The sequence below is a fragment of the Sinorhizobium sp. 6-70 genome (genome assembly GCF_030124375.1).
In the GTDB taxonomy this organism is placed as follows: domain Bacteria; phylum Pseudomonadota; class Alphaproteobacteria; order Rhizobiales; family Rhizobiaceae; genus Sinorhizobium.
On sequence record NZ_JASKLS010000010.1, the window covers coordinates 135,726 to 158,101 of the forward strand.

General features: G+C 60.8%; 24 protein-coding genes. 10 read left to right on the forward strand and 14 right to left on the reverse strand.

The window, feature by feature from the left end:
- Positions 1-7: 7 nt before the first annotated feature.
- Together QN222_RS19750 and QN222_RS19755 are read right to left on the reverse strand one after the other, a co-directional pair.
- On the reverse strand, positions 8-1,330 hold the full coding sequence (locus QN222_RS19750) for an FAD-binding oxidoreductase (RefSeq protein ID WP_283966016.1): 1,323 nt from the start codon (positions 1,328-1,330) through the stop codon (positions 8-10).
- A 22-nt stretch (positions 1,331-1,352) separates the two neighbouring features.
- Positions 1,353-2,282: an alpha/beta hydrolase gene (locus tag QN222_RS19755; protein WP_284005563.1), complete on the reverse strand. Its 930-nt coding sequence runs from the start codon at positions 2,280-2,282 to the stop codon at positions 1,353-1,355.
- A 211-nt stretch (positions 2,283-2,493) separates the two neighbouring features.
- Between QN222_RS19755 and parE the strand changes: the two genes are divergently transcribed.
- Positions 2,494-4,557, forward strand: coding sequence for a DNA topoisomerase IV subunit B (gene parE / locus QN222_RS19760; RefSeq protein ID WP_283965686.1), 2,064 nt, complete (start codon positions 2,494-2,496; stop codon positions 4,555-4,557).
- A 66-nt stretch (positions 4,558-4,623) separates the two neighbouring features.
- Here the strand turns inward: parE and QN222_RS19765 are convergent, their stop codons facing one another.
- Positions 4,624-5,094: a GNAT family N-acetyltransferase gene (locus QN222_RS19765; RefSeq protein WP_283965687.1), complete on the reverse strand. Its 471-nt coding sequence runs from the start codon at positions 5,092-5,094 to the stop codon at positions 4,624-4,626.
- Between the two features lie 239 nt (positions 5,095-5,333).
- Between QN222_RS19765 and QN222_RS19770 the strand changes: the two genes are divergently transcribed.
- Entirely contained in the window at positions 5,334-5,771 is a 438-nt protein-coding gene (locus tag QN222_RS19770; protein WP_283965688.1) for a hypothetical protein, read from the forward strand.
- A gap of 30 nt (positions 5,772-5,801) precedes the next feature.
- On the opposite strand, the gene QN222_RS19775 is transcribed toward QN222_RS19770, so the two are convergent.
- Positions 5,802-6,941 (reverse strand): DUF2336 domain-containing protein, encoded by a 1,140-nt coding sequence (locus tag QN222_RS19775; RefSeq protein WP_283965689.1) that lies wholly within the window; start codon positions 6,939-6,941, stop codon positions 5,802-5,804.
- A 72-nt stretch (positions 6,942-7,013) separates the two neighbouring features.
- On the opposite strand from QN222_RS19775, the gene QN222_RS19780 reads away from it, so the two are divergent.
- Together QN222_RS19780 and QN222_RS19785 are read left to right on the forward strand one after the other, a co-directional pair.
- Positions 7,014-7,730 carry an aldolase/citrate lyase family protein gene (locus QN222_RS19780; RefSeq protein WP_283965690.1) on the forward strand — a complete coding sequence of 239 codons (717 nt, stop codon included), beginning with the start codon at positions 7,014-7,016 and terminating at the stop codon, positions 7,728-7,730.
- Positions 7,731-7,867: 137 nt separating this feature from the next.
- The gene (locus QN222_RS19785) at positions 7,868-8,584 is read left to right on the forward strand and encodes a hypothetical protein (protein ID WP_283965691.1); all 717 of its coding nucleotides are present in this window, start codon (positions 7,868-7,870) and stop codon (positions 8,582-8,584) included.
- A 120-nt stretch (positions 8,585-8,704) separates the two neighbouring features.
- On the opposite strand, the gene QN222_RS19790 is transcribed toward QN222_RS19785, so the two are convergent.
- The gene (locus tag QN222_RS19790; RefSeq protein WP_283965692.1) at positions 8,705-9,307 is read right to left on the reverse strand and encodes a flavin reductase family protein; all 603 of its coding nucleotides are present in this window, start codon (positions 9,305-9,307) and stop codon (positions 8,705-8,707) included.
- The gene (locus QN222_RS19795; RefSeq protein ID WP_283965693.1) at positions 9,307-9,891 is read right to left on the reverse strand and encodes a nitroreductase; all 585 of its coding nucleotides are present in this window, start codon (positions 9,889-9,891) and stop codon (positions 9,307-9,309) included. The genes QN222_RS19790 and QN222_RS19795 overlap by 1 nt, the downstream gene beginning before the upstream one ends.
- Before the next feature lie 100 nt (positions 9,892-9,991).
- Here QN222_RS19795 and QN222_RS19800 point away from each other — a divergent pair, with 100 nt between their 5' ends.
- Positions 9,992-10,993, forward strand: coding sequence for a hypothetical protein (locus QN222_RS19800; RefSeq protein WP_284005564.1), 1,002 nt, complete (start codon positions 9,992-9,994; stop codon positions 10,991-10,993).
- Between the two features lie 48 nt (positions 10,994-11,041).
- Here the strand turns inward: QN222_RS19800 and QN222_RS19805 are convergent, their stop codons facing one another.
- From QN222_RS19805 to QN222_RS19830, 6 genes are all read right to left on the reverse strand, one after another.
- Positions 11,042-11,881, reverse strand: coding sequence for a 1-acyl-sn-glycerol-3-phosphate acyltransferase (locus QN222_RS19805; RefSeq protein ID WP_283963904.1), 840 nt, complete (start codon positions 11,879-11,881; stop codon positions 11,042-11,044).
- Between the two features lie 43 nt (positions 11,882-11,924).
- The gene (gene thrS / locus QN222_RS19810) at positions 11,925-13,943 is read right to left on the reverse strand and encodes a threonine--tRNA ligase (RefSeq protein WP_283963905.1); all 2,019 of its coding nucleotides are present in this window, start codon (positions 13,941-13,943) and stop codon (positions 11,925-11,927) included.
- Positions 13,944-14,170: 227 nt separating this feature from the next.
- Positions 14,171-14,707 carry a DUF1697 domain-containing protein gene (locus QN222_RS19815; RefSeq protein ID WP_283963932.1) on the reverse strand — a complete coding sequence of 179 codons (537 nt, stop codon included), beginning with the start codon at positions 14,705-14,707 and terminating at the stop codon, positions 14,171-14,173.
- Positions 14,708-14,714: 7 nt separating this feature from the next.
- Positions 14,715-15,134: a DUF2267 domain-containing protein gene (locus tag QN222_RS19820; protein WP_283963906.1), complete on the reverse strand. Its 420-nt coding sequence runs from the start codon at positions 15,132-15,134 to the stop codon at positions 14,715-14,717.
- 19 nt (positions 15,135-15,153) lie between these two features.
- Complete coding sequence (gene yidD / locus QN222_RS19825) at positions 15,154-15,504, reverse strand: membrane protein insertion efficiency factor YidD (protein ID WP_283963907.1); 351 nt, start codon at positions 15,502-15,504, stop codon at positions 15,154-15,156.
- Positions 15,505-15,507: 3 nt separating this feature from the next.
- Entirely contained in the window at positions 15,508-15,954 is a 447-nt protein-coding gene (locus tag QN222_RS19830; RefSeq protein ID WP_283963908.1) for an iron-sulfur cluster assembly scaffold protein, read from the reverse strand.
- Positions 15,955-16,294: 340 nt separating this feature from the next.
- On the opposite strand from QN222_RS19830, the gene folE reads away from it, so the two are divergent.
- From folE to QN222_RS19845, 3 genes are all read left to right on the forward strand, one after another.
- Positions 16,295-16,912, forward strand: a complete 618-nt coding sequence (folE, locus tag QN222_RS19835; protein ID WP_283963909.1) for a GTP cyclohydrolase I FolE — start codon at positions 16,295-16,297, stop codon at positions 16,910-16,912.
- An 83-nt stretch (positions 16,913-16,995) separates the two neighbouring features.
- Entirely contained in the window at positions 16,996-17,448 is a 453-nt protein-coding gene (gene hisI / locus QN222_RS19840; RefSeq protein WP_283963910.1) for a phosphoribosyl-AMP cyclohydrolase, read from the forward strand.
- 302 nt (positions 17,449-17,750) lie between these two features.
- The gene (locus QN222_RS19845) at positions 17,751-18,713 is read left to right on the forward strand and encodes a patatin-like phospholipase family protein (protein ID WP_283963911.1); all 963 of its coding nucleotides are present in this window, start codon (positions 17,751-17,753) and stop codon (positions 18,711-18,713) included.
- A 122-nt stretch (positions 18,714-18,835) separates the two neighbouring features.
- Here QN222_RS19845 and QN222_RS19850 read toward each other — a convergent pair whose 3' ends face one another.
- Together QN222_RS19850 and QN222_RS19855 are read right to left on the reverse strand one after the other, a co-directional pair.
- On the reverse strand, positions 18,836-19,264 hold the full coding sequence (locus QN222_RS19850) for a CBS domain-containing protein (RefSeq protein WP_180940887.1): 429 nt from the start codon (positions 19,262-19,264) through the stop codon (positions 18,836-18,838).
- Positions 19,265-19,802: 538 nt separating this feature from the next.
- On the reverse strand, positions 19,803-20,534 hold the full coding sequence (locus QN222_RS19855; protein ID WP_283963912.1) for a rhomboid family intramembrane serine protease: 732 nt from the start codon (positions 20,532-20,534) through the stop codon (positions 19,803-19,805).
- A gap of 345 nt (positions 20,535-20,879) precedes the next feature.
- Here QN222_RS19855 and QN222_RS19860 point away from each other — a divergent pair, with 345 nt between their 5' ends.
- Positions 20,880-21,491: a PAS domain-containing protein gene (locus QN222_RS19860; protein WP_283963913.1), complete on the forward strand. Its 612-nt coding sequence runs from the start codon at positions 20,880-20,882 to the stop codon at positions 21,489-21,491.
- 93 nt (positions 21,492-21,584) lie between these two features.
- Positions 21,585-22,193, forward strand: a complete 609-nt coding sequence (locus QN222_RS19865) for a PilZ domain-containing protein (RefSeq protein WP_283963914.1) — start codon at positions 21,585-21,587, stop codon at positions 22,191-22,193.
- Positions 22,194-22,376 lie beyond the last annotated feature (183 nt).

Genomic DNA, 22,376 nt, shown 5'->3' on the forward strand with positions numbered 1-22,376 from the left:
CCTGCCTTCAAGCTTTTAAAGTCAGCGCCGTACGCCGCCAAAAGTCCGACGCCATAGCGGGGTCGCGCAGCGCCTCGAGCCTTTCCCAGGAGGGGAAAGACGCTTCGAAGGCTTCCGGGCTCATGCGCGTGTCAACGCACGGACTTACCGCGCCTCCAGCATCCACGACGATGCGGTCGAGAGCATCCATGAGCATGGCCGTTGCTTCACCTCGATTGGCAAAATCCAACGTCAAGGCAAAACCGGGCCGCGCAAATGAAAGGGGGCCGCGCGAGAGGATGTCCCCAAAGCGTCTCAGCGCCGTCAGAAACGAAGCATGCCCCGCACGGCGCGCTGTTTCCAATAGCCGCGCCGTGATCTCCGGCGCATTCTCCGAAGGATAGACACTTTGATGCTGGCACGGCCCGCCTGGGCCATAGAGCCGGTTCCAGGAGCCGATCGCATCCAGAGGATAGAAGTACGAGTTCCATGTCATCGTCGATACGGTCTCATCGCCCCTTTCACGGCGATAGCGGTATTCGTTCACAGCCCTCATCGTCACCGTATTCAGGGGATTGACCGGCAGCGCGAACGGCACGGAAAGCGGCAATCTCTTGGGAACGTCTGGCAGCTCGCACGACCCATCCGCGTGATCGCCGGCAAGAAACACGCCCCTTCCCATGCGACGCCCGGTCGCGAGCTGGTCGATCCAGGCCACGGCGTATTCATGCTCTTCATCGACGCGCTCTACGCGTGCGAAATAGTCGTCGAGATTGTCGAAGCGGATCACATGCTGCTGGATATGCGGCGATGGCACCTTCATCAGTTGAAGATCGACGTCAAGGATCAGCCCCGTCAGCCCCATGCCGCCGATCGTCGCGGCAAAGAGGTCGCCGTTCTCATCGGCTGAGCAAACCAGCCGCTCGCCGGTCGAACGCAAGAGGGTAAGGCGCTGGACATGATTGCCGAAGGCGCCGCGAGCATGGTGGTTTTTGCCGTGCACGTCATTGGCGACGGCACCGCCGACTGTCGCGAAAGCCGTGCCCGGCGTGACCGGCAGAAAGAAGCGGTGCGGGATCGCCCGCAGAAGGATATCGTAGAGCGTGACGCCGCCCTCGCACGAGATTTTGCCCGTTCCCGGATCAAAGGCGAGAATGCGATTGTGCCGCGAACCGTCAATGAGAATGCCGCGATCGTTGCTGCGGCTGTCGCCCAAACTTAGACCACTGCCCATCGGCAGATACGCCATCGGTTCGATCGAGCCGACCCGATCCTCGTAATCGTCCGGCGACACGGTCCGTTGCGGCCGACGCGCTGTCGGGTCGGAACGCCCCAACTCATTCATCTTCATCGCGTGTCCACTTCAGAATTTCCTATCGGCTGGCGATCCAGTTCAACGCATCGCGCCAGTCGGTCATACGAACCGGCGTGCCATGCGAGCCCGTCTCGAACAGCACGAAGCGTGTCGGATAATCCTTCGACTTGAGCGAGCGATAGAGCGCGACCTGATCCTCGGCACGATAGACGCTGTCGCGGCTGCCGTGGCTGAAAAACATCGGCAACCTCGCCTTATAGGCGGCACTTTCTGCAAAGCTCGGATCGGCGGCGCCGCCCATGATCATCATGCCGCCGAGAGCCGACACCGCTCTCTGCTCGCGCGCGACGCCCCAGCAGATGAAGCTCCCCATCGAAGCGCAGGAGAGCACGACCGGCCGGCCGCCGGAACGCTCGGCGGCAAAGCGTATCAGCGCCGAGACATCAGCCACGCCCGCGGCATCGAATGACCGCACGCTGGGCGCATAATAGGTGCCGCCATTGGCGGCGGCGAGATTTTTGAGGCGATTGAAGTTGCCGCCGAAGGAAAAATCGTTGGCACCGAGACGCCGGTCACCGCCACGGCCGTGGATGAAGATGACCGTGAATGCGGCGTCGCGCTCAGGGCCGACGCGCATGACATCGAGTGGGCGCCCGCCAAGGTCGAGCGTCTCGTTGACCTGTGCGCTCTTGACGCCAAGGGAGACATAGGCGCGCTTGACGCGCCGTTCCGGGATCTGGTCGCGCTCGTTGATGTCGCGCAGCTCCTTGTAGCCGATGACACGGAAATCGCCGTCATCGGCCTCTTCGAGCACATTGCGATAGGCGAACAGTTCGTCCTTGTATGGCTTGAGGGCCGCCGCCTCTGCGGCGAAGCCGACAAGAAGAAGGCTCGGGAGCAGAAGCGCGAGCATCAAGCGCCGAGCGAAAAAAACAGTTGTGGACATAAACAGCCGACGGGCTCCCTCGTTCGGTCGATGCCTTGCCATTGCCACTTCCGCAAAGCAACACTGAAGCAGCTTGCCGACGCTCTTACGGTATTCTGCTTGGCTAATACACCGGAATTCGCCTTTTGTTCGCGCCTGGCGTAAGACTCTGGCAAAATTCGGGTGATTCGCGCGACACAAAGATGGCGGCAGCGCCCAGCTCTTGCTATGGGCCTTCGCGACGCCAGACGACAGGAACGATCTGAACGACCCCATGGACGACAGCAGCGACCTCTTTTCCGCAATGCCCCCGAAGCCGATGCCGGCGGAAGCCAATGCGCCTTCGCGCAAGCCTGCGCCACCTAGCGGCGGCGAAGCACCGCGCCCTGCACCGAGGAGCAGCGATGGCAGCGACTACGACGCCTCGGCGATCGAGGTGCTCGAGGGCCTGGAGCCTGTGCGGCGCCGTCCCGGCATGTATATCGGCGGCACCGATGAGAAGGCGCTGCATCACCTCTTCGCCGAAGTCATCGACAACTCGATGGACGAGGCGGTCGCCGGACATGCGAATTTCATCGAGGTCAGCCTCGATGCCGAAGGTTTCCTGACGGTCACCGACAACGGCCGTGGCATCCCGGTCGAAAACCATCCGAAGTTCCCCAACAAGTCGACGCTTGAAGTGGTCATGACGGTGCTGCACGCCGGCGGCAAGTTCGATGGCAAGGCCTACGAAACCTCCGGCGGCCTGCATGGCGTCGGCGTCTCGGTCGTCAACGCACTGTCGGACTCTCTCGAAGTCGAGGTCGCGCGCAACCGCAAGCTCTACCGCCAACGTTTCTCCCGCGGTATTCCGCAGGGAGGTCTCGAGGACCTTGGCGACGTTCACAATCGTCGCGGCACGAAAGTGCGTTTCCATCCGGATCCGCAGATTTTCGGGCCGCACGCGCACTTCGAGCCGGCGCGGCTCTTCCGCATGGCCCGCTCCAAGGCCTATCTCTTCGGCGGCGTCGAAATCCGCTGGTCGTGCGATCCGTCCCTGTTGCCGGAAGGTTCGGAGACCCCGGACAAGGCGGTGTTCCATTTCCCGGGCGGCCTCAAGGACTATCTTGCCGCGACACTCGGCAAGGAATTCACCGTCACGCGTGAGATCTTTGCCGGTAAATCCGAAAAATCCGGCGGCCACGGCTCGCTTGAATGGGCGGTCACCTGGTATGGCGGCGACCAGCAGGTCCACTCCTACTGCAATACGATCCCGACCCCGGAAGGCGGAACGCATGAGGCGGGGTTCCGCATTGCGCTCACCAAGGGGCTCAAGAACTATGCGGAGCTGACCCAGAACAAGCGTGCGGCGATTATCACCACCGACGACGTGATGATATCGGCGGCCGGCATGCTCTCGGTCTTCATCCGCGAGCCGGAATTCGTCGGCCAGACGAAGGACAAACTGGCGACCGTCGAGGCGCAACGCATTGTCGAAAACGCACTGCGCGATCCTTTCGATCACTACCTCGCCGACAATCCGGCGGAAGCAGCCAAGCTCCTTGACTGGGTGGTCGAGCGCGCCGAGGAGCGCGTTCGCCGGCGCAAGGAAAAGGAAGTCAACCGCAAGACGGCGGTGCGCAAGCTGCGTCTGCCCGGAAAACTCGCCGACTGCTCGCAGAACACGGCGGAAGGTGCCGAACTCTTCATCGTCGAGGGCGACTCGGCGGGCGGGTCGGCAAAGCAGGCGCGCAACCGCGCGAACCAGGCGATCCTGCCGCTCCGCGGCAAGATCCTGAACGTCGCCAGCGCCGGGCGTGAAAAGCTCAGCGCCAACCAGCAGATCGCCGATCTGGTCCAGGCGCTCGGCTGCGGTACGCGATCGAAATATCGGGATGAGGACCTGCGTTATGAGCGCGTCATCATCATGACCGACGCCGATGTCGACGGCGCGCACATCGCGTCGCTGCTCATCACCTTCTTCTATCAGGAGATGCCGGAGCTCATACGCGGCGGTCACCTCTACCTCGCGGTCCCGCCGCTCTATCGCCTCAGCCAGGGCTCGAAGACCCTTTATGCGCGCGACGATGCACATCGCGAGGAACTGATGCGCACCGAGTTCAACGGCCGCGGCAAGGTTGAAGTCGGCCGGTTCAAAGGTCTCGGCGAGATGCTGCCGGCGCAGCTTAAGGAAACGACCATGGATCCGGCAAACCGGACGCTGCTCAAGGTCGAGATCGACGACGTCGATTTCGAGGGCACGCGCGAGGCTGTCGACAATCTGATGGGAACCAAGGCAGACGCCCGCTTCCGCTTCATCCAGGAACGGGCCGTGTTCGCCGACAACCTGGACATCTAGAGCAATTCCGCCCGGAATTGCGTGGTTTCAAGGGCGGAGACGTCGCATAACGATGATTCTTCGCGCTCAGGCTGTCTGCCGGACCGGCTTTTCCATGAACAGGCTCAGGGGATCAGGCAGATAGCTCCCGAACGGCGAGCGTTCCGCGTAGCCGAACGCCTTGTAGAGGCCGATCGCCTCCGGCTGGTAGATGCCCGTCTCAAGCCGGATTGCCACAAGCCCGAGCCTCTCGGCTTTGGCTTCAAGCGCTCCAAGGAGATGCTTGCCGGCCTTGAGCCCCCTCGCTTCGGGATCGACGAACATCCGCTTGATTTCGGCCGTGCCGTCGCCCGCTTCCACGAGTGCGCAGCAACCGACGATTTCACCATCGCGCCGCGCGACGAAAAAGGAAACCGTCGGCTTTTCCAGCGTGGCGAGGTCGACAAGGTGATTGCTCTCTGCGGGATAAAGCGATGCCGCATAGGCATCGGACAGTTCGAGCAGACGGACGACGGCCGGCTGGCTGGGGCTTTCCTCGGCAATGGTGACAGCGGTCAATTTTAAGTTCCTCGACGGAAGTCTTGCGTACGACACGCGTGGCTATGGATAGCGCTGCATGTCGAACTGTCCAATACGACAAATGGCGCAAACCTGCGGGCGGAGATTTCAAAACCGCTAACAAGCGGAAACAATTTTTTCCACTGGCGCAACAACTTTGCCCTACTCCGGAAAGAATCGGTCAGTCATAACAACGTCCAGACTGTGCGGCCGCAGCCCGCTCAAAGACCGGAGAGACCATGAAAGCCGCACTCATCGTCATGACCATCCTCGGCTGCGACGACAATGTCAGCCAGTGCCACTATATCTCGACCGTCAACGGCAGCTGGCAGTCGATTGCCCATTGCGATACGGAATCCCAGCAGGAACTGCCCAAGTTCTCCAACAACAACTATCCGGTCGTCGTTGCCGTATGCGAGACCTCCGGACCGGATATGATGGCATCCACCGTCCCTCAACCGGACAGTGCCGCCGCCCCGCAGCAGACGGCCGTGTTGCCGCCGCAAACACCAACACAACCGCAGCCGATCGAAGCGAAACCGGGCATGCCGAAACGCGCCTTGGCATTGCTCAGCGGCGCAGTCCCGGATCGAGAAAAACTAAAGGCGATCGTCAGCGCGCCCGTCCACTACATCGAGGATGGTTATTCCTGGGTCGCACGTCGTTTCGGCGACTGATCCTTCAGCCTCGATCCGCAGCCGAGCGGCTCAAGCCGCGTGGCGGGCGGCCAGGAGTGCATAGTTGCGGGCTGTCTGCCGCTGTTCGGCGAAGGCGAGGCGTTCCACGAGCTCGGCCATCGCACTCAAGGCTGCCGAAGGCATCGGCTGATGGCGAATGTGTGCAAGGAGGGCAGTGGCGACCGATTGCGGTGCGCCATCTGCGGCTTCGCCAAGGTCCCTTCGCCACAGAAGCACGGCCTCCGCGAAGGCTTCGCTCACGTCCCGACCAAGCCCGGCACTTTCAAAAAGGGCGCGGATCGGATGGACGCGACCACCGGAAAGGATTGCACGCACGCGCCTTTCGGCGACACCTGAGAGATCGACGATAGCGGCGGAGAAGAATTCCGTTCTGCCGCTGCAAAGCGCGTGCAGGAGGAAAGCGGGCGTCAAACGACCTGCCTCGCGCAAATGGGTGGCGAGTTCAGGCAACTCCTTTTGCGACGCCGCCTCTATGATGACGAGGGCAGCCGCGTCGCAGGCCTCTCGGGCGACGCGCTGCAACCGCCCTTCCCCGATCGTGGCCTGGACGAATCCGCAAACAGCAAGTGCGGCGCCGACCTTCTCGACAAGCTCATGGCGCGCTTCGCTCGGCAGGTCGGGGCGCGCCAGCAACCGATCGCGCACGGCCGCCGCATGGCCAAGACGGTTGGCAATCCTCTTCAGCGACCAGCGCGTCAGCACTGCGCCTTCGTTCTCAAGCAGGATCAACACCTCGTCCTCGCCGCCTATTTCCGCGATCGCCGCCGCGACGGAGCGGGATACGATGCTGCGCGCCGCGATCAAGGCGCGGGTCTCGGCCGTTCCCCGTGCGGCCAAATCAACGAGGTCTTCATCGGTCAATACCGGCGAACGGGAAATGGCGACATAGGCAATCTCGGGCTGGTCTTCCGCAAGCGACATGACAATACCACGCGGAACCATGGAGAAATCGGCAAGCGCTTCCACCAAAGCGTGCCGCACCTTCGGCGAAGGATCATCGAGCAGGAAGGTCATCGCCATTTCGGCGGCGCGCCGGTCGATGCCGTTCGTCTCGGCTTCGACATAGGCGCGGCCCAGCGCGCTCGCGGCGCGGGCGCGATCGCTTGTTCTCGCCGTTTCCGCCCAGCGAAGAAATGCTTGTATGATCACCTATGCCCCACTAGACACCCAACAGCCCCAATGTTCGAAGCCTAGCGGTCAAAGGTTTAAGATTGGTTCACCATGTCTGTTAACCGCCAGCAAACCATGAAGCCGCTCCTCTATCTGCCGGCATCCGCATCATTCCCCGAAGCGGATATCCTCGATGCAGTTCAGGCCATCGTCTTCGACGCAGCCGGTGGCAACGACGTGCGGGATATGGCTTCAAAGGGCCCCGCCCGTACGGCCTCGTGGCTCCGCTTCGTCCGCCTCGGACCGGTCGAAAACATCACCGAGGCAGATCTTCAGACCGTCCTTGCGTCGAGGATCAACGGTATCGTCCTTGCCGGATGTCGCGGGCCTGCCGATGTCCAGAAGCTGGATGTGCTGTTGAGGGTTGCCGAAGCGATCGCCGGCAGCGCGGCCGGGAGCGTAGCAATTCTGGCGGAATATGCGACGACGCCGCAAAGCGTGTTGTCGCCTCACGCGCTGACAGGAGTCTCGCCACGCCTCAAGGGGCTCATCTTCAGCGCGGCATTGCTCGCCGAACCCGCCGGCTGCGCCCTGCCCTCCGAGGAAATGGACGCGGCACCGGTGATTGTCGCCGGTCGCGCCGCGGTTGTGCTCAGGGCACGCGAGGCCGGCATTGCCGCCTATGACGTGTTGCCAGGGGACGCCAACGACGAGGCCGCCGTCAGGCGATATTGCGCGGCGAGTACGAGGAACGGCTTTTCGGCCGTGGTCGCACAGTCATCGCGGCAGGTCGCTCTACAAGCTGCTCTCTTTGGTTGTGCATCCTGAAATCTTCGCGCATTATTAAGAGGTGTGCTCTATCGTTGTAGCAGCACAACCATCACAATCATCGTTCCGAGCATGACACTCGAACTCCTGACGTACTTCTCCCACAATGATGCAGCGGCGGAGTATGAGGAACGACCATGACGTCCATCTCCGCCACGACCAATGCGGCCCTGTTGATTCTGCAACAGGTTCGCGCGCCTGCAAGCCAGGAAAACGGCAATGAATCAAGCGCAACCGACGAGATTACCGCCATCGTGAACAAGGTCTCGACCCGAGACAGCCCGGTGAAGATGCAGGCGGCGTCCCAGATCAACAGTGGCTTATTGGATGTCAAGCAGACCAATGGTGAAATTGTCTCAGGCGCCTTGCAGTTTTTGGAGTCCGAAGATTTCAAGTCGAGTGACCCAAGCGTCAAGGACACACTCAAGAAGCTTATATCCGAAGACGGTGATCGCTTCGCGGCGCTGGTTAAAGCAGAAAAAGCAAACCATGCCGGCATAACGGACGACAACGCGATCGCGAATGCCATCTACGGCCTCATTAAGGGCAATCGCGACAGGTTCACGGACAATGAATTTGTCATCGGCTTCCGTTTCTCAAACGGCGGATCAAACATGCTCAACATCGAGGATATAAACGGCAACAGCACCAGTGGCGCCCTCTCCGCTCGTCATTCAGCAAACATGGCTGAATGGGCCGCCGCGGTGGACGGGTTCCTTGAGGCCGGCAACGACACGACGAAGTTGACCAATTCCGAAGGTGGGAAACTGAAGAGCGTTATCACGTCAGTGTTTGCGGGCCTCGCCGAGCAAGCTGCATGGAACAACAAGTGGCGGGAGGCTTTCGGTTTCTAGCTGTCCGCCAAATTCTCCTTATTCTGGCCGCTCACCAAGCGCACACAACGGTTTAGGCATCGCCAACGGCAAACCCACACGTCGACCGATGGAGCCGGCGTTGCGGACATCGATATGGTTTCAGCGCTTGGGCCGGATCATTTCGAAGACGTCGCCGCCGTCGCAGTAATCCATGTAGCCGAGCCGAGCGAGCGGGCGGACAATCGCCGGGTCAAACCGGCCATCGCGAATCGCTTCTTCACGGATGTGAATGCCCACAACCTCGCCGAAGACGACGTAGTTCTCGGAGGCGACACCATCGACGCCCTTGGGCCGGAATACTTCCGTCATTCGGCATTCGAGCGCCGCGAATGCCTCGCCGACGAAGGGCGCCTTGACGAGGGTGCCCTCGACCGACGTCAAACCCGCGATCTCGAACTCGCTTTCGCCATGCGGTGCGGCGACTGAAGTGAGATTGACGGCGGCACTGAGGTTGCGGCTGGCAAAGCTTGCGGTGAATTCGCCGGTCTCCTCGATGTTGCGTACGGAATCCTTGTAAGTGCTCGAGGAAAACATCACGAGCTTCGGGCGATCGCTGATCGCGTTGAAGAAAGAATAGGGTGCGAGGTTCTGCGACCCGTCTGCGGCTCGGGTGCCGATCCAGCCGATCGGCCGCGGCGACACGATGGCCTTGAAGGGATCGTGCGGCAGGCCATGCCGGTTCGCGGCCGTGTCGTAGAACATCAGGTTTCGTCTCCGACCCAGGTGACGATCTCAGCGAGTTCCGGCCGCGGCCGTTCGGTCGGCGGCACCGTGGCCGTGCCGATATGAATGAATCCGGCGACCCTTTCGCCCGGCTCGACACCCAGCAGCGGATAGGCCCGCTCGTCGAAGGCGAACCACTCGGTGAGCCAGTTGGAGGCATAACCGAGCGCATTTGCAGCCATCAGCAGGTTGAGGCAGACAGCGCCTGCCGACATCACCTGCTCCCATTCGGGGATCTTGAAGTGCGGTGCGGCCTTGCTGACTACGGCGACAACGACCGGAGCGCGCGTAAGGCGCGTCTCCTCCACCTTGATCAGGTCCTCGGGCAGATCCGGCCTGGCGGTGAGCGCCATCTTCTTCAGTTCGGAGCTGATGCGTGCCCTTTCCTCGCCACGGTAGACGATGAAGCGCCAGGGTGCGAGCTTGCCATGGTCCGGCACGCGCGAAGCGAGTCTCAGCATCTCTTCGACCTCCGCTTTGCTCGGCCCCGGTGGGCCCATCTGGAAGGCGGGAATGGATCTGCGGGAGGCGAGGTAATCGACAAGTTTTATTTCAGTTTTCATATTGCCTGAATTCCACTAATTTGCCGCCGGACCGACAGCCACGAAAATGCCATACCGGCGTCTCAAGTGGAGTCACCCAGTCAGGAAGTCAACTGTTCTCATGCGCGTCCGTCATCGTATTTTTCCGAGTACCGTTTTGGCGATCATGCTCGTCAGTGCTGGTGCCGGACATGCGCTTGCAGAAGATCCGACCGACGCCTTCAAGAGCTTCCCGTCGATTACCGGCACACGCAAAATGCCGAAGCTCACGAGTTTCAACCCGCTGATTTCCGATCCGACCCAAGGCGGCGAAGTCAAGGACGTGAAGCTCGAGGCATTGCTGACTGCGAAAGGTGAGCCGGTCGAATCAGGCCTGACGTGGCGGGTCTTCAGCCCGATTCCCGGGAGCGACGGTAAGCTGCCGTTGCTCGCCACCTCCGAGGGCGGCTCGACAGCCTTCAACCTCGTTCCCGGCGAATATTTCGTCAATGTCGCGTTCGGCCGAGCCGGCGCCACCCGCAAGATCCGCGTTCCCGAACAAGGCCCGCTCGACAAGCAGGTGCTGGTGCTCGACGCCGGCGGCGTCAACCTCAATGCCGTTTCCGGCAGCGACGTACGCATCCCGCCGAACGAACTCAGTTTTTCGATCTTCTCCTCCGACGTGAAAGAAGACGGGGAGCGGGCTCTGATCATCGCCGATGTGAAGCCCAACACCGTTATCCGGCTCAATGCCGGGACCTATCACGTGGTCTCCGACTACGGTTCGGTCAACGCCGTGATCCGCGCCGATATCCAGGTGGAAGCCGGTAAATTGACCGAGGCGACGATCCAGCACCGCGCCGCGAAACTGACATTGAAGCTCGTCTCGGAGGCGGGCGGCGAAGCGATCGCCGATACGGCCTGGTCGATCCTCACCTCCTCAGGCGACGTCGTCAGTGAAAGCGTCGGCGCATTTCCGACGCTCGTTCTCGCCGAAGGCAGCTATACCGCCGTGGCGCGGAACAAGGACAAGATCTATCAGCGCGATTTCGCCGTGAAGGCGGGCGTCAACACCGATGTGGAAGTGCTGCTGAACGGGAACGACGCGGCCAACACCACCGCGAACGCGGAAGCGCAAGACTGACGCGAACGATCGCCCTGCCGCTGCCTACGGCAATCGACTGACGTTACGTCACCCAGCGCGCTTGAGGAGACGGCGACGCGGCGGCGCCATCGAGAACACCGCATCGTAGATCCGGGCAAGCAGGTCCTTGCGATCACCATGGGCGCACAATTCTTCCCAGGGAAGGATACCGCCGATGCGAGCGGCAATCGTCGTACCCGACAGCCGCCGGAACTCGCGAATCAGCAATGAAAGCCTGAGTGTCAGCGATAGCTTGCTGGCGAGATGAAAGAGCCGCCCGTTCTGCCCCTCGAAGTAGATCGGAATGACGCTTGCCCGGGCAGCCTGGATAAGCCTCGCCGGAAACATCTTCCACGGCAGATCCTCGGCTTTGCCGAAAGCCCTCTTCGCCGTCGCAACGCCGCCGGCGGGGAAAACGACGATCGTAACCCCCTCCTTCAACAGCCGCACCGCCTCATGTCGCGTCGCCATGTTGAGCGCCAAGGCCTCCTTGGTCTCCTCGAACGATACAGGGAGTGAATAGGGTGCAATCTCCGGCACCTTGAGGAGTTCGTTGTGGATCAGCACCCGGAATGGGCGGCCAAGTTGTTCTGCTAGAGAAAGGACGGCAATGCCATCGCCGATGCCGAAGGGATGATTGGCGACAATGACGAGCGGCGTATCGGGCAATTGGCGCGGCGGCCATTCACCCTGGACGCGCATGCGCACGTCGATCAATTGCAGCATGCCGCCGAAGACACGATCGCTCTTGCCGACGATTTCGGCGCGCCAGCGCGCATAGAGCCTGGCGTAGCGGTTGCGACCGGACAGGCCCTCGACAGAACGAATGAACCAACGCTTCAGGCGCGGGTCATTTGCATTCGCATAAGACAATTCTTTGAATTGCACGGAAACCGCTCACACTTGCCCGCCTCGACATAGTCCCGGAACATTACGGTTTTCTGACAGGACGAAGGTCCCGGGGCATTAGCCCCGGGGCTTTCTTTTCCGCCTTGCGCTTGAGGTCCGGGGCCATCGCGTCAGCCGAAAGCGACGTGATCGCTTCGTCGAGCGACATCGCCGTTTGCGCCTGCGAGCCGAGGCGACGGATGTTGACCGAACGCTCTTCCGCCTCGCGTTTGCCGCAGACGACGATCACCGGCACCTTCGTCACCGAGTGCTCACGGACCTTGTAGTTGATCTTCTCGTTGCGGAAGTCCGTTTCCACGGTAAGTCCCGCCTCGCGCAGAAGCGCTGCAACCTCGCGGCCGTAGTCGTCGGCTTCGGACGTGATCGTCGCGACCACGACCTGCAACGGTGAGATCCAGAGCGGCATGTGGCCGGCGAAGTTTTCGATCAGGATGCCAAGGAAACGTTCCATCGATCCGCAAATGGCCCGGTGGATCATCACCGGCTGGCGCTTTTCCGAATCCTTGTCGATGTAGAAGGCACCGAACCGCTCCGGCAGGTTGAAGTCGACCTGCGTCGTTCCGCACTGCCATTCACGGCCGATGGCGTCCTTCAGCGTGTATTCGAACTTCGGACCGTAGAACGCACCCTCGCCCGGCAGGATACCGGTCTTGATGCGGCCTTCGGACTGCGCCTCGATCGTCTTCAACACGTCCGTCATCACGGCCTCGGCACGATCCCAGAGCGCATCGGAACCGACGCGCTTTTCAGGCCGCGTCGACAGCTTGACGACGACTTCCTTGAAGCCAAAATCCTCGTAGACCGACAGGATCAGGTCGTTGATACGCAGGCATTCGGCCGCCATCTGCTCATCCGTGCAGAAGACATGCGCATCGTCCTGTGTGAAGCCGCGCACGCGCATCAGACCATGAAGCGCGCCCGACGGCTCATAGCGATGAACGTTGCCGAACTCGGCGAGCCGGACCGGCAATTCGCGGTAGGACTTCAGGCCGTGCTTGAAGATCTGGATGTGACCCGGGCAATTCATTGGCTTCAAGGCAAAGACGCGGTCATCGTCCGTTTCGTCGCCAGCAACGGTCACCTTGAACATGTTGTCACGGTACCAGCCCCAGTGGCCCGAGGTCTCCCATAGCGACTTGTCCAGTACCTGCGGGGCATTGACTTCCTGATATGTGTTGGCAAGTCGGCGCCGCATATAGGCGACCAGCGTCTGGAATATGCGCCAGCCCTTGCCGTGCCAGAAGACGACGCCGGGGCCCTCTTCCTGGAAATGAAAGAGGTCCATTTCTCGGCCAAGGCGCCGATGGTCGCGCTTTTCGGCTTCCGCAAGCACGTGCAGATATTGATCCAGCTCTTCCTGGGTATGCCATGCGGTGCCGTAGATGCGTGTCAGCATCGGGTTGTTGCTATCGCCGCGCCAGTAGGCGCCGGCCACCTTCATCAGCTTGAAAGCCGTGCCGATCTGGCCCGTTGAAGCCATGTGCGGCCCGCGGCAGAGGTCGAACCAGTCGCCCTGGTAGTAGATCTTGAGGTCCTGGCCTTCAGGAATCGCGTCAACGAGCTCGACCTTGTAGTCCTCGCCCTTGGCGGCAAAGACCTCCTTCGCCTTCTCGCGCGACCAGATCTCCTTGGTGAAGGGTTGGTTGCGCGCGATGATCTCCTTCATCTTCTTCTCGATGACGGGCAGGTCGTCTGGCGTGAAGGGCTCGTTCTTGGCGAAGTCGTAGTAGAAGCCGTTGTCGATTACAGGACCGATGGTCACCTGCGTTCCCGGCCACAGTTCCTGCACCGCCTCGGCCATCACGTGGGCGGCGTCGTGACGAATAAGCTCGAGCGAGCGCCTGTCTTCGCGCGTGACGATCTCGATGCGACCATCGGTCACGGCGTCCGAAAGGTCGCGCAGTTCACCATCGAGCGCGATCGCGACAGCCTTCTTGGCGAGCGACTTGGAAATCGACTCTGCCACATCGCGACCGGTCGTGCCGGCCGCGAATTCGCGAACGGAGCCATCAGGAAATGTAAGGGAAACGGTATGCGACATTATGATCTCCTATCCAGTCCCGCCAACGAATGCGGGTGGTATGGTTGCCGGGCTTCTGCATGAGAGCAGCCGCCGATTATTGACGCGCGCCTGATAAATGTTTTTGACGGTCGAGTAAAGGAGAGGCCTACAGCGCGACGCGCGTCCTACGCGCAAGGGACGCTGTAGCACTTTGAAGTGCTGCATGTGTCCTTAAATCGGCTACGATTTAAGGACACATGCAGCGGTCAACCGGACAGCATGTCGCGCAGACCGCGTACCGTGTTCCAGTTGCGGAATGTGCCAACGCCCAACCGCCTAGTGGTCAAGACCCCGAGCAGCTTCGACTCGCTGGCCTTTCCGCCAAAATCCACCCAGAGGTCGCCGCCGACGATTTCCATACGCTCACCCCTCGAACAATGGCCGCGGAACATTTCGAGCACGTCGCGGTGAAGCGGTGAGCGCATCACCCGAACATGGACACGCGTCGGATCTGCCTCGCTTTCGGCGGGAAACGGGTTGCCGGCGACAAGCCTCCGCCAATCCTCTCCGCGCCGCACGATAATGTCGACGTGGCGACCAAACGCTGCCGCAAACGCCGATTCCAGCTCGGCCTCGATGTCGGCAAGGGGTTCGTCGGACGCGCCGAATACGATGTTGCCTGTGGCAACGAGGGTGCGTGGCGCATGATAGCCGAGACGTTCTACCATCGCCCTCAGTTCCGACATCACGACACGCCGCTTGTCGCCAAGGATAATGCTGTACAGCAACGCCACATAGCCCATCGTCAGGTCACGCCCGCCAGAAATCGGTCGCACCTGCGGGCAGCCGCGCCAGCACGCGATCCAGCGTCACCTCGTCAATGTTCCGACGCAACGCCGCCGCAACGTCAGCGATTGCGGTATCCGGAGAAAGGTTGTGATCGGGGCGGAGAGATTGCACCTCGCGCGTCATGGCAAAGCGACCGGCGAAGGGCATCTGCGGCTCTTCCATATCCCAATCGGCGACAAAGATTGCCCGGAGCACCGGCGGCAACACATTTGCGAAAAGCAGCGCGTCTGGAACATCGAGGCGCCGGCGGAAGGTCTGCAGCACCGCCTGTACCATGGTATAGGCCTGATTGGTGGTCTGAAGACCGGCGATGTCGCGCACGTCCAGAATAAACCGGTCGAAATCGACAGAGGCATTCCGGTATTCCATCGGTATCGTCATGGCGGCCGGCCTCCTTCGTCTACTGCCAGTAGCGCCATGGCGCATACCAGATCTGGCGCGATGTCAGCTCATCCGGCACCGGATCGAAGCCATGGGTTCCCCCAGGGCCGCATCGCGCCACGCGAAAGAGGGTCATCCAGCCCCCGGCCCAGAGGCCGTGACGGGCTATTGCCTCGAATCCATATTCCGAGCAGGTCGGCAGATGCCGGCAGGAGTTGCCGATGAAACTCGACAGCGTCAGTTGATAGGCGCGGATGAGGGCCATGCCGAAGAGCCGTCCCGGCGTCTTGCGAAACGGGCCGGACCAGTTCCGCCCCCTGGTGCGAATCGCCGGGCGGAAGGCATGATCGTGGTGAGGCTCAGCGCACATTGCTCAGACCGCGGCGGCAAGCCGCCTTGCTTCTATCTGGCCTATGGCGTCGACCACCGCATCGAAGGTGAGCATGGTCGATGCATGGCGCGCCTTGTAGTCCCTAACGGGCCTCAGGAAACGCATGTCCTCGAAGCGGCCAGACGGGCCCTCGCCGTCCGCCTTCAGCATGGAGAGCATCTCCTCTCGGGCTGTTCGAATTTCACCGGCGTTGGCGCCGACGACATGGCGCGCCATGATCGAGGACGAAGCCTGCCCAAGGGCGCACGCCTTGACGTCATGGGCAAAGTCGGTCACGACGTCGCCCTCCATCTTCAGCCAGATCCTTACTTTCGAGCCGCACAGCTTCGAATGTGCCGCCGCTTCGGCGTCGGCATCCGCCAACATTCCGATGCGGGGGATGTTGCCAGCGAATTCCAGAATTCTGTTATTGTAAATGTCATCCATCATTTGACGCGATCCGGCTCATTTTTCGCGGTTTTGGGTAATTGGCGCATGATTTTCTCCGGTACACAGGAAAAAAGCACCGCACTGCACATTCGGCCTCTTTCATCCATGTGGCACCATACTATATGCTATGTCGTGTTGGGGCGACAGTTCCGCAAGGGAACATCAAGTCGCCTGTTGTTTGGGAAACCGTGCCGGACGGTCCAGTGCACTGCTAAGCCAGGACCCGAAAGCCCCGGAGCCCGCCAACGGAACCCAAGCCTGCAGGGTTAGGCGAATGGCCAGTGGCGAGTTGTCCGAAAGATAAAACGTCAGCAATCCCGTATTGCTTAAAGGGGCCATTATGGACGCCATAGTGAAGAATTTTCCTTTGCTCGACGATGCGAGCAGCCGACCGACCCAGAAGGAGGCTGAGGAAGCCGTTCGCGTGCTCCTGCGCTGGGCAGGCGACGATCCGGAACGCGAGGGTCTCAAAGACACGCCGGCGCGTGTCGTCAAAGCGTACAAGGAACTGTTCGGCGGCTACGAGCTCGCGGCCGAGGATGTGCTCGGACGGACCTTCGAGGAGGTCGCGGGCTACGACGACATGGTGCTGGTGAAGGACATTCCGTTCTTTTCCCACTGCGAGCATCACATGGTGCCGATCATCGGCAAGGCGCATGTCGCCTATATGCCGAACGGCCGTGTACTCGGCCTTTCCAAGATCGCCCGTGTCGTCGACATCTACGCCCGCCGGCTACAGACCCAGGAGACGATGACGGCACAGATCGCCAGAGCCATCGACGAAACGCTCGCGCCGCGCGGCGTTGCCGTCATGATCGAGGCCGAGCATATGTGCATGGCGATGCGCGGCGTTCAGAAGCAGGGATCGACGACGCTGACGACGACATTTACAGGCAGCTTCCAAAGCGATCCGGCCGAACAGGCTCGTTTCATGACCATGCTGCGGGGCTTCAAGTAAGCTCTACTGCAAATTCAAAATGCTACAGCGTCCTTTGCGCGTCCGATAAGACGCGCGGCGCTGTAGCTACGGAGCCTTACGCGATGACGTTCACCTTCGACGCTCCCTCGGAAGATAAGGCCGTACTGGAGACCGGGCCGGCCTTTACCCCCCGCTTCGACGAGAAGGGGCTGGTTACCGCCGTCGTCACCGACGCGCGCGACGGCGAGTTGCTGATGGTCGCGCATATGAACGCCGAGGCGCTGGCGCTCACCATTGAAACCGGCGTTGCGCACTACTACAGCCGTTCGCGCAAGGGGCTGTGGAAGAAAGGTGAGAGTTCGGGCAACCTGCAGACCGTGCAGGAAATACGAACCGATTGCGATCAGGACGCCATTTGGCTGAAGGTGTCGGTGGCCGGCCACGACGCCACATGCCACACCGGCCGCCGCTCTTGCTTCTACCGCACCGTGAGCCTCGAAGACGGCAAGGCCACAGTGACGACAACGGACAACCACCGGCATTTCGATCCGGCAACGGTCTACAGCAAAAATTAAGTATCTGCGTTTTCTTGGTTCAACCACGTGCTATATTTATTTTTTGGCAACCAAACGGGCGCCTAATCATTAATCAAGAAAGCGGTTACCGTCGAAACTGCGGCGAGCGAAAAGTGTTGCAGGCTGTATCTAATCTTTATCGCGCCCGCCAAAATTGACGACGGGAACCGTGGTATATCTCAGTTAAGGTGCCAGTCTTTCAGCAATGAATTCAAACAAGACGGCACCATCGCCGGCTTGGCAGGGGCCTCCTACCAGACGCGCGCACTTGGTAGTCTATTCGGCGATGTTGGAGGTGCCGGATGTTGAACTGGACATTCACGCGTAGCAACCAGATTCCCGACCTATCCGACCCGGATGGCTCTTCGCTCACAACTGCTCCTCCAGCGCCGGCTCCTCAATCCCCGAAACCGAAAATCGCCATAGCCTTGGGCGGCGGCGCGGCGCGCGGCTGGGCGCATATCGGTGTGCTGCGGGCACTCGATGAGGAAGGTATCGAGGTAGGCATGATCGCGGGCACGTCGATCGGGGCCCTTGTGGGCGGCTGCTATCTCGCCGGCAAACTGGACGAGTTGGAGGCCTTCGCCCGTTCTCTCACCGTGCGGCGCATCGCCGGCCTGCTGGATTTTGCGATCGGCGGCGGCGGTTTGTTCGGCGGCCTGCGACTGACCAAACGCATGCAGGAGCACTTGAAGGGCCTCAGCATCGAGGAACTCGATCGCCCCTTCATTGCTGTCGCCACCGAAGTTCACAGCGGCCATGAGGTCTGGATCGAGAAGGGTTCGCTTATAACCGCCATCCGCGCGTCCTATGCACTCCCCGGCATTTTCGAGCCGATCAGCGCCAATGGCCGGCTGCTTGTCGACGGTGCCTTGGTCAACCCGGTTCCGGTTTCCGTTTGTCGCGCTCACGAGCAGCAACTCGTCGTCGCGGTCAACCTCAACTACGATCTCTACGGACGCTCCGCCGTCGTCAAGCACAGCGCCGGCATGGAGGCCGTGGATGCGCCGATCAAGGACGGCAGCCCCTATTCTGCGCGTCTCGGCATGACAAGCGTCATGGTACAGGCCTTCAACATCATTCAGGATCGTATCTCGCGCGCCCGGCTCGCCGGCGATCCACCAGATCTCGCCCTTCACCCAAAGCTCAACGACATAGGTCTTTCTGAATTTCATCGCGCCGGCGAGGCGATCGACCGTGGCTATCACGAAGCGAAGGGGAAGCTAGCGGAGATCCGACGCATGCAGGAAGTGCTGATACGCTAAACGCATAGGCACGCCGGCGGATCCTTCTATCTTGATCGCGTAGCGTCTCAAGTGATTGACGTCTGATAGTACGCGCAGCGCCGCAGTTGCGTGGAGAGGGCGGCATCGCGCCGCCCTTCCCGTCAACCTGCGATATAGGCCTTGATCTGTTCGGTCTCGTGCTCCATTGCGCGGATATGGTGCTTAACCACGTCACCGATCGAAACGATGCCAGCCAGACGACCTTCCCTTTCCACCGGCAAGTGGCGTGCACGCAGCTTGCTCATCATTTCCATCAGCGTAGCAATGGACATTTCCTCGCGGCAGCAATAGACGTTCTGCCACATGACGGAAGAAACCGGACTGTCGAGACAGGTGGCGCCATATTTGGCGATCGAAGCTACGACATCACGCTCCGTCAGAATGCCAACGATTTGATCGTCCGGATCGACAACGACGACCGCCCCGATACGATTGTCATGCAGAAAGGTCGCAGCCTGATGAACTGTCACATCCGGGGTGACAGTCACGACGTTGTGGCCTTTTTCGTTGAGAATCGCTCTTACTGACATCCACACATCTCCCGTTATACCACGCCGGGCCGGTGGGAAGAGGTTCTGGCCGTCTCGTGTGCTTGCAGCGCCGCGCGTCACTTCGGATGCTTGATGGTCGCTTTAACACCCCGAGCCTCTGCACAATCAAAGATCTGTGCAGGGTTGCCGCAGGAACCCGCCCCAATATCCGATGTCGATCGTTGGCCCTCGCGCCTCTCCTGCACGAAACCCAGGCCGACACCCAGCCTTGCACGCTCGCCGTCTACGGCGCCGCGTGTCATATCAGACGCGCGAAGGACGCTGTAGCACTTTGAGTTGCTGCATGTTTTTATCCTTAAATCGGTTGCGATTTAAGGAAACATGCAGCAGGCGACCGTAGGGAATGGTGCTCCAGCGATCTTGGGAAATCAAGCCTTGTCGCTCGGCCGCCCGGATATGTCAGGCATCACATTTATGAATCCGCCTTGAAACAATTCGGGATCATAAATGTCACTGTTTTTCATAAGTTACGGGCAGGAACCAGGCTCAGACACGCATGCGGGCGGAATCCATGGTCTTAGTCGCGCGGATCAAAGAACCCGAACAGGAGAAAGCCGAAGAGGAAACCGCCGATATGCGCTTCCCAGGCGACGCTTCCCGCGCCGCCAACGGAAAACATGCCGAGGCCGACCAGAAAATTGGTCAGGAACCAGATGCCGGTGAAGACCAGCACAGAGCGGTTGGCAAGCGTTTCGGTTAGCGAAAGCCGCCGGTTAAGATGCGCGAACTGGCGGCTGATGCGACCGCTCGGCGAGAAGACGAAACGCGCTGCCGCCCCCATAAAACCGGAAACAACCCCGGAGGCGCCAACCACGACGATAATTTCACCCCAATGAAATACCGTGTGCAAGGCGACGGCAGCGGCGGCCGAAAGGCACCAGAACAAGGCCAGGCGCACCATGCCGATGCGCCGTACGACCGGCGCCCCGAAAGCAACCATCCAGAAGATGTTGAAGATGAGATGGTCCCAACTGCCGTGCAGAAACGAATAGGTGACCGGCGTCCAAAGCCAGACGAGCCCTTGTTCTGAAAGCGGGAGCGTGTAGCGCACGGGCAGGAAGGCGAAGTTCAGGATCAGTTCCTGATCTACGGCCGGCGACAGGAGATAGGTTCTCAGCGCGTGAACAGCGATGAGAAACAAGAGGATGCCGGTTAGTCCCGCCGGCAGATTGAAGGCGGGTTCGCGGGCACGGGCCGTGTCATTCTTGGCATCCGTTTCCGCTGGTGTCGCTGCCTGATCTCGTTCCATGCCTGCTCTCTTCCATCGCTGCTTGCGCGTTCGCGATCAGGTTCTATGGCAGTATCGCCACCGGACAGCGCGAAGGCATAAGCAAACAAAAAAAGACCGTCCAGTAAAAACTGAACGGCCGCTAAGCCCTTATACCGAGCTTCAATCGCGTGCTGAAGGCAAACCTTCGTGAAGTGATGACATCTAAGTGCCAGCGGGCGGCGCCGAGTGCAATCGAAACCGATCGTTAACCTTAATATCGGCGTGGCACGAAAATCGCTCCACCATTTCTGAAATCGAAGGAGCCGCGCCCGCTGTGCCAATTAGGAGCAGTGGGAGCCGGATCGACGGAATGAATGGGCCATCATGCGCAGCAAAACAACGATAGAGTTGTTCCGATATTGGAACACGTTACGCGGTGAACGGGACCTGCCGCGTCGCGACGAGATCGAACCTCAAGAAATTTGTGCGCTGCTGCCAAGCCTGTTCATCCTTGAACGGCAGCCGAGCGGCGACATTCGCTTCCGGCTCGCCGGCACCCATGTCTGCGCCCTTTTCGGTCGAGAGTTCCGTGGCCAACCATTTGGCGCGCTGTGGACCGCCAGCGAAGCGAGCGAAGCCGCGCGGATCGCCGATCAGGTAATGACGCAACGCGCTCTCGCGGCCCTCTCGGCCTGCGGACTGACGGCAGGCGGTGAGCGGCTGGAGACCGAATTGCTGCTGACGCCAATCGGATCGCCGGAGGGCGGCAGCGACCGCATCCTCGGTTCGCTGGCACCGCTGTCGCGCCCTTCATGGCTGCATATGACGCCGCTTGAATGCCTTGTCGCACGAGGTCTGCAAATTTTCGACAGCTCGTGCGGCGATCGTTCCGAGATGGCTGAGGCGTCCCATCCTGCGGATGCCACAAGACGACGTGAAGAAATCGGCCGCAAGGTCCAGCACCTGCGCATCTTCGAAGGCGGACGGGAACGCTGAGCCGCGAGAAGCAGCCAACCGCGGGGCCAACCTTCTATTAACCGAGACCGCCTATAATTTCACAGGCAAGGATGCTTCGATTGCAGAGTGACCATGTTCTCGTTTCAGCACGCACAAAACACCGGCCCGAAGCCGCACCAGGAAAGTGCCTTTCAGCGCGTTTCGGTAAATCTTTCGGGACGGCTGATGCTTGCCAATCGCGATGAATTTGATTGCACCGCAGTCGACATGTCGCCAGGCGACGTTCTCCTTTCCTCGCCCGCCCGCCCACGCGCCGGCGAGCGGATCATCGCCTATATCGAGCATGTCGGGCGCCTCGAAGGCACCGTGTCGCGGCTCGCTGACCACGCCTTCGTCATCCAGCTCAACGCGACGGAACGGAAGCGCGAGAAGCTGGCGGCGCAGCTCACATGGATCGCCAACAAGCACGAGCTCGGCCTGCCGGAGGATCGGCGCCATGACCGCCTCCTACCGCGCAGGGCGCTGACGGAACTCACGTTCGGCACCGGCGAAAAATACGCCTGCCGCATTATTGACCTCTCCCTCTCCGGCGCCGCGATCGACATCGAAACCCGGCCCGCGATCGGGACCCCGGTCAAGCTCGGCAATATGAAAGGCAGGATCGTCCGGCACTTCCAGGAAGGCGTGGCGGTCGAATTCTCCGGCATCCAATCTCGCGAAGCACTGGCCGAATTCCTTTGAGCCATCGGCGGCAAATCCCGTCGGCTGCCCCGCAGCAGAGAATATCGCCGATATTGCCCCGTGCTTCACACGGATTTGGCCAAGTGCACACCATGGCCGCCGCCGGACGATAGCGTTTTCATGCGATGGCGATCGTTCCCGCGACCGTCCTATGCGAGCCATGCTGAACGCGATGCGTGTTTT

Bases quoted from the DNA above. Each gene is read 5' to 3' on its own strand.
- QN222_RS19750 (WP_283966016.1), bottom strand. From the start codon at position 1,330: ATGAAGATGAATGAGTTGGGGCGTTCCGACCCGACAGCGCGTCGGCCG.
- QN222_RS19755 (WP_284005563.1), bottom strand. From the start codon at position 2,282: ATGGCAAGGCATCGACCGAACGAGGGAGCCCGTCGGCTGTTTATGTCC.
- parE (WP_283965686.1), top strand. From the start codon at position 2,494: ATGGACGACAGCAGCGACCTCTTTTCCGCAATGCCCCCGAAGCCGATG.
- QN222_RS19770 (WP_283965688.1), top strand. From the start codon at position 5,334: ATGAAAGCCGCACTCATCGTCATGACCATCCTCGGCTGCGACGACAAT.
- QN222_RS19780 (WP_283965690.1), top strand. From the start codon at position 7,014: ATGTCTGTTAACCGCCAGCAAACCATGAAGCCGCTCCTCTATCTGCCG.
- QN222_RS19785 (WP_283965691.1), top strand. From the start codon at position 7,868: ATGACGTCCATCTCCGCCACGACCAATGCGGCCCTGTTGATTCTGCAA.
- QN222_RS19790 (WP_283965692.1), bottom strand. From the start codon at position 9,307: ATGTTCTACGACACGGCCGCGAACCGGCATGGCCTGCCGCACGATCCC.
- QN222_RS19795 (WP_283965693.1), bottom strand. From the start codon at position 9,891: ATGAAAACTGAAATAAAACTTGTCGATTACCTCGCCTCCCGCAGATCC.
- QN222_RS19800 (WP_284005564.1), top strand. From the start codon at position 9,992: ATGCGCGTCCGTCATCGTATTTTTCCGAGTACCGTTTTGGCGATCATG.
- thrS (WP_283963905.1), bottom strand. From the start codon at position 13,943: ATGTCGCATACCGTTTCCCTTACATTTCCTGATGGCTCCGTTCGCGAA.
- QN222_RS19815 (WP_283963932.1), bottom strand. From the start codon at position 14,707: ATGGGCTATGTGGCGTTGCTGTACAGCATTATCCTTGGCGACAAGCGG.
- QN222_RS19820 (WP_283963906.1), bottom strand. From the start codon at position 15,134: ATGACGATACCGATGGAATACCGGAATGCCTCTGTCGATTTCGACCGG.
- yidD (WP_283963907.1), bottom strand. From the start codon at position 15,504: ATGTGCGCTGAGCCTCACCACGATCATGCCTTCCGCCCGGCGATTCGC.
- QN222_RS19830 (WP_283963908.1), bottom strand. From the start codon at position 15,954: ATGATGGATGACATTTACAATAACAGAATTCTGGAATTCGCTGGCAAC.
- folE (WP_283963909.1), top strand. From the start codon at position 16,295: ATGGACGCCATAGTGAAGAATTTTCCTTTGCTCGACGATGCGAGCAGC.
- hisI (WP_283963910.1), top strand. From the start codon at position 16,996: ATGACGTTCACCTTCGACGCTCCCTCGGAAGATAAGGCCGTACTGGAG.
- QN222_RS19845 (WP_283963911.1), top strand. From the start codon at position 17,751: ATGTTGAACTGGACATTCACGCGTAGCAACCAGATTCCCGACCTATCC.
- QN222_RS19850 (WP_180940887.1), bottom strand. From the start codon at position 19,264: ATGTCAGTAAGAGCGATTCTCAACGAAAAAGGCCACAACGTCGTGACT.
- QN222_RS19855 (WP_283963912.1), bottom strand. From the start codon at position 20,534: ATGGAACGAGATCAGGCAGCGACACCAGCGGAAACGGATGCCAAGAAT.
- QN222_RS19860 (WP_283963913.1), top strand. From the start codon at position 20,880: ATGCGCAGCAAAACAACGATAGAGTTGTTCCGATATTGGAACACGTTA.
- QN222_RS19865 (WP_283963914.1), top strand. From the start codon at position 21,585: ATGTTCTCGTTTCAGCACGCACAAAACACCGGCCCGAAGCCGCACCAG.